Source organism: Streptomyces sp. NPDC127106 (assembly GCF_042677605.1).
Taxonomy (GTDB): Bacteria; Actinomycetota; Actinomycetes; order Streptomycetales; family Streptomycetaceae; genus Streptomyces.
Genome location: NZ_JBHXTC010000010.1, coordinates 126032 through 134309 on the forward strand (window position 1 = coordinate 126032; position 8278 = coordinate 134309).

General features: G+C 74.6%; 6 protein-coding genes. 1 reads left to right on the forward strand and 5 read right to left on the reverse strand.

Annotated elements, in window-relative coordinates; all coding sequences use genetic code 11:
• Positions 1-376: 376 nt before the first annotated feature.
• A complete protein-coding gene (locus ACFVGY_RS12830) occupies positions 377-817 on the forward strand; it encodes a GNAT family N-acetyltransferase (protein ID WP_385675261.1) in 441 nt (146 codons plus the stop codon).
• 48 nt (positions 818-865) lie between these two features.
• Here ACFVGY_RS12830 and ACFVGY_RS12835 read toward each other — a convergent pair whose 3' ends face one another.
• The 5 genes from ACFVGY_RS12835 to ACFVGY_RS12855 form a co-directional block, all read right to left on the reverse strand.
• Entirely contained in the window at positions 866-1405 is a 540-nt protein-coding gene (locus ACFVGY_RS12835) for a hypothetical protein (RefSeq protein ID WP_385675264.1), read from the reverse strand.
• 144 nt (positions 1406-1549) lie between these two features.
• Positions 1550-2866, reverse strand: coding sequence for a PIG-L family deacetylase (locus ACFVGY_RS12840; protein ID WP_385675267.1), 1317 nt, complete (start codon positions 2864-2866; stop codon positions 1550-1552).
• Positions 2867-3124: 258 nt separating this feature from the next.
• On the reverse strand, positions 3125-6976 hold the full coding sequence (locus ACFVGY_RS12845; RefSeq protein ID WP_385675270.1) for a hypothetical protein: 3852 nt from the start codon (positions 6974-6976) through the stop codon (positions 3125-3127).
• A 103-nt stretch (positions 6977-7079) separates the two neighbouring features.
• Positions 7080-7268, reverse strand: coding sequence for a DUF6381 family protein (locus ACFVGY_RS12850; protein ID WP_385675273.1), 189 nt, complete (start codon positions 7266-7268; stop codon positions 7080-7082).
• A gap of 227 nt (positions 7269-7495) precedes the next feature.
• The gene (locus ACFVGY_RS12855) at positions 7496-8122 is read right to left on the reverse strand and encodes a hypothetical protein (RefSeq protein WP_385675275.1); all 627 of its coding nucleotides are present in this window, start codon (positions 8120-8122) and stop codon (positions 7496-7498) included.
• Positions 8123-8278 lie beyond the last annotated feature (156 nt).

Below are 8278 nucleotides of genomic sequence, written 5' to 3' on the forward strand. Positions count from 1 at the left end.
TCCCGGCCAACGAAGACGCGCCTCCCCGCCGGCCCGCTGACCGCTGGCCGGCGCGTTGTCATACGCCGTGCCCAGCTATGCCTCCTGAGGCCGGGTGCCGTGCTATCCGGTTGCGCGGACTCTGCCGTTGTGGCTTGATCTTCTGGGTGTCGCCGCGTGGGCCCCTCTCTGACAACGGCACCTAAATTGACAGGAGTTGGGGCTGAGGACATGGTGCGGGATTCCCGTCCTGGTGCCCTGGCGTGGCAGCAGTAGACGGGAGAAGAACGCGATATGGGGTTTCGGCGGATGGTGGTCGGTGCGGCAGCTGTGCTGGCGCTGACGGTGTCCCGCAGATCGGCAGACAGTTGCGGTTCGTGAGGGAGGACGGGCAGTCGTGATCACCATTGCTTCGTTGCGCGAGGAGGACCGCGCCGCCTGGGAAGCGCTGGCGCGCGGTTACAAGGCGTTCTACCGCACGACGGTGCCTGACGAGGGCTACGAGCAGACGTGGCAGCGGCTACGGGGCGGCACCGAGTTCCACGGCATCGGCGCCTGGTCCCAGGGCAAGCTGGTCGGCATCGCGCACTATCTGTTCCACCCGACGTTCTGGATGGAAGACAGCTGCTACCTCCAGGACCTGTTCGTCGACGAGGCGGCACGCGGCCGGGGCGTGGCGCGGATGCTGATCGAGAGGGTGGCCGACGTATCGCGGGAGCAGGGGGCATCCCGCTTCTACTGGACCACTCGGCAGGAAAACACCGCCGCCCGCGCCCTGTACGACAAGGTGGCGAGCTTCAAGGGGTTCATCCGCTACGACTACCCCATCGGCCCCTGACCTCGACAGTCCACCCTGCGCCTGGTACACACACCACCCGACGAAGCGCTACTGGGCTTTCTGGTGGCCGTAGCGCGCCCTGTACCAAGCCACCTGCTCGGCGCTCATCGTTGAAGAGACGGCGTACACGTCACGGACACGTTCGCTGCCACGCCGACGCCTCCCCCTCCCCTGAGACGGGCGCGCCGTGACGGACACCTGGGAGACGGGTTGCCAGTGCAGGGTGTAGGCCGGAGCGTTGGAATCCGGGACGTCCTCCATGTGCACGCCGCGCTTGGCCAGCAGTCGTTCCAGTTTCTCGAAGCCCAGACGGCGGTCGAAGCGGCCGTACCGCTCGCGAATCGCCCCGTTGACGATGCTGCCGCCCCGGTGTGCGAGTCGATGCACCTGCAGGGTGAAGTGGTGGCCCTCCCACGGGTGGTCGCGCGATGCGCGAGCCCAGAAGAACTCGACCAATCCGTAGTCGCGCCACATGCTCTGGTCGTCAAGGGAGTTCTCGGCGAAGTCTGCTCCCAGGATCGCGCTGACCTGGTCGGGACTGTCCGTCGGTTTCGCGCCGAGGACCGTTCCGGACGCAATCACATCCATGTAGAACGCGAGGGAATGTGGTGTCAACTGGTCTTTCCTGGAGGAGGTGAGGCGGCCGACGGCGGTCGCTTCAGCATAGGTGACGGGTACACCATGAAGAGCCGCGGTGACGAGGTCCGAGGAGAGTGGTACGGCGGACGCGGGCTACCACTGCCAACGCAGCTCGGGCTGGTAGGGGCTGCACGCCCGTAGACCGAGACGGGGATGCAGTACCGCCAGGTCGTCCTGGTGGAGGCACCGGTCGCCCGATCCGATCCTTCCGTCGGCGTCGCGCCACCAGATCTGGCGGCCCGATCCGTCGCAGGGGGACACGGTGATCCTCGGAGCGGCGGTGAGGCAGGCGGCCGTCCCCGCGGCCCTGATGGTGCCGTCCACGAAGGTCCACCGCTGGCCCGGACCGCCGTCGCAGTCGGCCGTCGCGACGGCTTCGGCAGCGGGCCGGTCGACGTCCCGCACGAGGCAGCGTTCGACGACGGCCTTCGCACCGGTACGGCCGATCGCCGACCTGATCTCCCCGGAAGCGGGCCGCCGGTGCACCCTGCGGTGCTCCCTCCGCATCCACAGCCGGAAGACCCGGCTGAGGGTGACCTCGGTCGAGCAGGGGACCGTGAAGCAGCCCGCGTGTGCGACGTAGGCGGCGTGCACGGCCTCCTTGTCGCGGCGCTCTCGCCCCGTCAGGTTCGCGGGGAGGAGCGGGAGACCGTAGCCGACGTACGGCGTGACGTCAGGGCGGGCGGGGGAGCGGTAAGCGGCCTTCCTGAAGAACCGCCCCGCCATCTCGTGATCGCTGTGATCGGCAGGATTCGGCGGACCGACGCCGAACGTGGCGCTGTCGTAGTCGAGCGTGAGGACGCGTTCCGCCTTCCGCAGCGCGAGCACCTCCGACAGCACGGAGGTCAGCTCTTCCCCCGTATAGGACGACGCGCCGTCCACCGGCGTGATCGCTGCGATCTGCCCGCGCAACAGCTTGAGCAGGCTCTGTCCCGCGTACCGAGGGCTCCCGACGCCCTTCGGGAACCCGTCGGGCAGCCGGAGGAAGACGAGCCGTACGTCGGGGCGGCCGGTCAGCACGAAGGACACGAGGCTGCGCCTGCGCACGGTGAGGTCGGCCCGGTGCCAGCGGTTCGGGACCCCCGCCATCCTCGCGTAGGCCGCCCGCACGCCCTGCTCCCGGCGCCGTACGTAGGAATCGTCGGTGAACGAGCGCCCTGCGTCGCCGGCCGTCAGGTAGACGGTGCCGACGGAACAGCGGCCGCGTATCAGCCGTTGTACTTCCGGACTGATGAAGAGCAGGTCGTCATCCTGGTGCGCCACGCCGACCAGCGTGCTGCGGCACTCCGCGCCCGGTTCCACGCCCCGACGGAATCCGGCGGGCTGCACCCCGTGGGACTGGGCGGCCCCCGACTGCAGCAGCAGCGGAGCGATCCCGCCGAGCCCCAGGCCCAGCGTCACCAGGAGCATCCGCCGACCCCGCCTCCTCATCACCTCCTGCATGTGCAGCTACCCAGCGGCTCAGATACCACTGCGTCCCCCTTCGGCGGACCCGTCGCTCCACCTGCCGCACACGGCAGTGCGTGTCTGCGTGGTGGTGCGCCGATGCTATGGGCCGACCCGGAACGGCTGCGACAGGAGCGGGCCGATCGGTGGACGCCGTCGTCAGGTTCCCACCGGTCAGCCATGGTCCCGCCGCCCCGGCATCGCGCCTGCGCCGCGCGCGGCTCAGGGCCGCCCGGCGGCCTCGGCTGCCGCATCCCGGACGTCCGGCGCGGGGTGGCCGCACAGCTCGGTCAGGGCGACCAGGGCCGCGGCGGTGTCGCCGCCCACGGAACGGGTCGCTCCCAGCTCCTCCTCCGCACGCGCGAGCGCGTACAGGCCGGTGAAGAGGGCGTCGGGGGCGGCGGCCGAACGGGCCCGTGCCAGGTCCCCGTGGAGGCCGCTCGCGGTCGGCCGGCCGGCGCGGCGGGCCTCCGACCTGGCGGTCCGGGCCGCGAGCAGCGGCCGGTCTCGGACCAACCGGGCCTGCTCGCGCAACCAGACCTCGTGATCCGAACCGGCGCCGGGTCCCAGGGCGGTGCGCAGCCCCATGCCGAGCCGCAGCGTGGTGTCCTGCGCGACGAGGAGGACGCCGGCCCGCTCCCAGACGGGGCGGCAGGGGTCGGGCAGCCGCTGCGCCGCCCACCGTTCCAGCTCCCGGGTCAGCGCCTCGACCCGGTGCCGGACCGCGGCGTGGTGCGGCTCCGCGGCGACGGCGGCGAGCAGCTCGGCGAGCAGCGCGGTGAGGGCGCTTCCCGCGCCGCCGGGGTCCTGCCGGGCCGCGTCGACCATGGTCACGGCGGCCGCCTCCCACACCGGGCCCGCAGTACGCGGGTCGGCGACCAGCCGGGGCAGCAGCCCGACGTGCACGGCCGTGGCCTCGGCCCGCGCCCACTGGTAAAGGACCCGGCAGGCTTCGGCCGTCTGCTGCGGCGTCGGACCGTCCTCCTGGTCCTGGTCCTGGCCGCGGTCCTGGTCCCGGTTCGGGTCCTGGTACTCCCGGGCCCGGTCCTGGTCCTTGTCGTGGTCCGCCGCCGCGGACGCCGCCCCCTCGGCGTGAACCGCACCGGGGGCCGTCAGCAGGGCGTGGCAGACGGCGTTCACCAGGGTCGCGTAGCGCCGTCGCGCCGGCCCCGACAGCTGCCACGGGGAGACCCGCAGCAGGGCCGCCCGCTCGGCGGCGGAGCCGTGTCGGGCGATGTCGTCCAGGCAGGCCGCGACCGGTTCCAGGGTGACGAGGGCGGCCGCCCTCGTCACCGCCGCCGCCCGTACGTCCGGGTGCTGCCCGGGGGCCGTGAACGCAGCGACCAGCGCCTCGCCGGCGAGTGCGGCGGGCAGCCGGTCGGCGGCCAGCCGCACGATCTCCTTGCGACTGGTCACCTTCGAACCCTCGCTGCGGGCCAGCACCGGGCGGAAACGCGCGGCCAGGACCGTGGGGGCCACGTGGGGGCAGATCCGACCGATCGCGTACACCGCCACCCTTGCCCTGTCGTCGGCCGCTCGCGCCAGCAGGTCGGGCAGGACGAGCGCCGGGCGGTCCGCGTACGGGAGCGCGGCCAGCGCTGCCTCGGCCGTCGCCACGTCCGGGGTGGTGGCGAGGGCGCGTACCTGCGCGATGCCGGCGGGGCCGGGGACGGCGGCCAGGGCGCGCAGCAGTGCATCGTCGGGCGCGTTGACGCCCCCGGCCCCGCCCGTGGCGGTCCCGGCGTCGGGGTGGCGGGTGTGCAGGCCGGCCACCAGCCAGTCGGCCACGGCCGCGCAGGCGGCCCCGGTCCAGCGGTGGGCCGCACGCACCACCGGCGGCAGCGGGTACCGCTCGTAGGGGCGGCCGATGTGCTCCACCGGGTGGAAGCGGCCGGCAGGCGGGGCGTCGAGGGGGTGCGCGAGGAGGACGGGCAGCAGATCGTCCGCATCCCTGGCGACCGTCTCGACGACCTGGGGCAGGACGATCGCACTCGGCTCCCCGGCGAGCAGGGCACGCACCCGGCTTCGGCGCAGGCCGCCCGGCGCGAGCCACAGATCCGCGCTGCGGCGGGCCACGCGCTCATCCGACGTGCTGGTCAGGACCCGTTCGACGGCCTTCCCGAGCCACGGCGTGCGGTCCGGCCGGCTGCGGGCTCCGCGCCGGCCACCGCCGCTTCCGCCCAGGCCGGCGAGGGTCTCGGCCAGGGTGAGTACGGGATCCGGGTCACCGACGTCGAGGGCGGCCGTCACGAGCGGACGCAGGGCGCCCACCAGCGCCTCGACCGCCCCGGCCGGCGGGTTGCGGCGCAGCGTGCCCAGGGCGTGGGGGCCGGCGGCGGGGGTGTGCCCGGCCCCGTCCACGCGCAGCAGGGTCTCGACGGCCCAGGCCAGGAGCGCCGCGCCGGGCGTGCCGGGGTGCGCGTCATGGGCGCAGGCCACCCCGCGGGCGACGGTGGCCAGGGCCGTCAGGGAGCCGAACGAGCGGTCGCGGGCCTCCAGGGTGTCCGTGACGATCCGGTGCAGCGCCGCCGGCGGGGCCTCGGCGAACAGACCGGGCGGCACGCTCGACAGCGCGCCCAGGGCCTGGGTCCGTACCGGGTCCTGTTCCGAGCGGAGCCGGTCGGCCAGTTCCGCCACCACCTCGGCCACGGCGGCGCGGCGGCGCGAGCGTGCCGCACAGGCGACCAGTGCCCGCCAGGCCGCGCCCCGCTCGTCCGCGTGGGACCGGCGGGTTTCGGCGAGCAGCGCCGGGGCCGCCTCCTCGTAGGGGAGCAGTCCGCGCAGGAGGAGCAGTTCGCTCGGTGTCGCGCCGCGTGCACGGGCGGCCGCGAGGGCGTGCCGGACGTGGGGTGCGGCGGTAGCGCAGGGCAGTACGCGCAGCAGCTCCCGGGGCAGCGGGGGACGTTCGAGGCCGGCGGCCGCCACCGCGCGCGCGAGCCGGGCCTCACGCGGGCTGCGGCCGTGGCCTCGGGTCGCGTCCAGGACGGGACCGCGCCGGCCGGGCGGCAGCGCGTCGAGGACGGCGGTGAGGACGGTGACGGTGGTGCGCGGGTGTCGGACGGTGGCGAGCAGTTCGTCCTCGGGCAGGGAGCGGACGAACCGCCGCGCGGCGGCATCGGTGAGGGAGGTCAGGACGAGGTCGAGCCGATCCTCCCGCCACAGGCGGGCGACCAGGCGGGGGTCGTGGGTCAGGAAGGCGGGGAGGTGCGCGAGGAGCCCGTGGGGGAGCCGGGCCGGTCCGTGGAGCGAGAACAGGTCCAGGACCCGGCCCGGTTGGACCGCGGCCAGCGCGGCGAGGGCCGGTGCGGCCCGGAACCGCCACCAGTCCTCGCGGGCCGCCTGCGGGAGGGCCTCCGCCTCCCCGGCCAGCCACTCCCACACCACCAGGGGGTGCCGGCGGGTCAGGGCGGGCCAACATGCCAGCGCGGGGTGCAGGACGGGCAGCAGACGGCGCACCGTCTCCGCGGAGCAGCCCGGCAGCAACCGGCCCGCCTCGTGATCCCCCCAGGTCTCGCGCAGCGGTTCCATGAGCGCGTCGGCGAGCCGGCGGATGGCGGCGGATTCGGTGGAGTCGGCGGTGGGGCGCCGCAGCCGGCCGATCAGATCGCGGCGGGCCGCCCCGGTCACGTGGTCGGCGAGGAGGTGCGCGGGATCGGGGGTGATCAGTCCGGCGGCGAGGGCCGTCAGCGCCTGCGTGCGCACGTACCGGTGCGGGTCGGTCAGTCCGGCCGTGAGCACAGCGGTGAGGCCGGCGCCGTGCGCGGGATCGGGGGTCACGGACCGGGCGCAGACCAGGGAGAGGGCGCGGACGTGCGGAACCTGCCGGTCGGGGTCGGCGAGAACGCCGAGGAGGCCGGGCACCTCGGCGGCGGGCAGGGCGCGGACGTGGTCGACGGCGGCGCGCACGCGTTGGCGGTGCGGCAGCGGGGCGAGTTCGGAAAGCAGCCGTTCCGCGGCAGCCTCGTCAGCTCCGGCAGCCCCGTCGGCCCCCACCGGCACGGGTGCAGGGGTGTCGTCAACGCGGGCCGGGGCCGGCTCGCACGCGGCGGCGGATTGGTGTGAAGGGCTGCTCATCCGCCCATCCTGCCGCAGGTGCTCCGCGTTCTCCCAAGCCTTTGCGGGCGGGAGCCGCAGCCGACGGCGGCCGTGGCCCGAGGGTCCGACCGCCGGGGCACGGCTACATGGGGTCCATGGTCGCGCTCTCCGGGCCGTCCTCCTGCTCGATCTTCCGCCGGATGCGGACGGCTTCGTCGGTCAGCCGCTGCTGCTCGGCGCGATCGGTGGCGTGCCGTGCCGCCTGCTCCAACTCTTCGGCCTTCTCACGCATCTTCCGTGCGGCCTCGCTGGGTTGCTTCCCGGCGCTCATAGTCGGTCCTTAGCAGAGGCGAGTCCTGTCACCTCCCACCAAACCAGCAGCACGTGATCCGGCGTCAGCGGCGGCGCCGGGGCCAGCGGCAACTCCACCCCTACGGACGGATGCCGCTGCTGGGCCGGCGCCGAGCAGCGCCGCGGGCGTCGCAGCCACCGCGGCCGCCCGCACACGCCCACCACCGGCCGCGTGCCACGGGCCCACCACCGGCCGAGTGCCCCGTGTCAGCCGCCGTGGAACGGCGTGAGCAGTGGCTGGGCGGTGGCCAGGCAGAGCAGTCCCAGGGATCCCGCGGTGAACGGGACGATGCGCAGCGGGCTGACGAACAGGAAGGCCGTGTGCAGGGGAACGGCCAGGGCGAAGGTGACGGGGGCGGGCAGCAGGCCGAGTGCGCCGAGTCCGAGGAGGAGTTCCCCGGCCGCGGTGGCAACGGCAGCGGCGCGGCAACAGCGGCGTGCGGCCGGGCTGGCCAGCAGGCGGGCGAGCGACGCCGGGTCTTTAGGCCAGGGCGCGAACTCCCGGTTGCCGGCGGAGGCCTGGGAGGCGTTGTAGGCGATGTTGTCCAGCAGGACACCGCCGTTCATGAAGTGCGGTGAGCGGAGTTTGCGGATGCCGGCCACGAGGTAGAGGTGGGCGGCGAAGAAGGAAGCGGGCGGTCCCGCCGCGGCCGGCCACATCCGGCCGGTCACCGCCCACCCCACGGCGGCGAGGGCGAACACACCGGCGAGCAGCACCAGACACACCCAGGTGTACCGGCCGCCCTCGTGGCGCCGGCCGGCGAACAGGACGCCCAGCACAGCGGCCGAGACGAGGGCGAGGGCGACGGCGTCGGACGGTCCGGGGTCGGGCACGGCGTGGACCCGGAGGGTGACGCCGGCCAGCGCCGCGGCCGCCGCCAGCCGGGCGCGAGCGGTGGGGGGGGGGGGGGGGGGGGGGGGCGGGCGGCGGGGGGGGGGCGCGGGGGGGCGGGCGGCGGCGGGGGGGGGGGCCGCGGGGGGGGGCGCGGG

Bases quoted from the DNA above. Each gene is read 5' to 3' on its own strand.
- ACFVGY_RS12835 (WP_385675264.1), bottom strand. From the start codon at position 1,405: ATGGATGTGATTGCGTCCGGAACGGTCCTCGGCGCGAAACCGACGGAC.
- ACFVGY_RS12840 (WP_385675267.1), bottom strand. From the start codon at position 2,866: ATGCTCCTGGTGACGCTGGGCCTGGGGCTCGGCGGGATCGCTCCGCTG.
- ACFVGY_RS12845 (WP_385675270.1), bottom strand. From the start codon at position 6,976: ATGAGCAGCCCTTCACACCAATCCGCCGCCGCGTGCGAGCCGGCCCCG.
- ACFVGY_RS12850 (WP_385675273.1), bottom strand. From the start codon at position 7,268: ATGAGCGCCGGGAAGCAACCCAGCGAGGCCGCACGGAAGATGCGTGAG.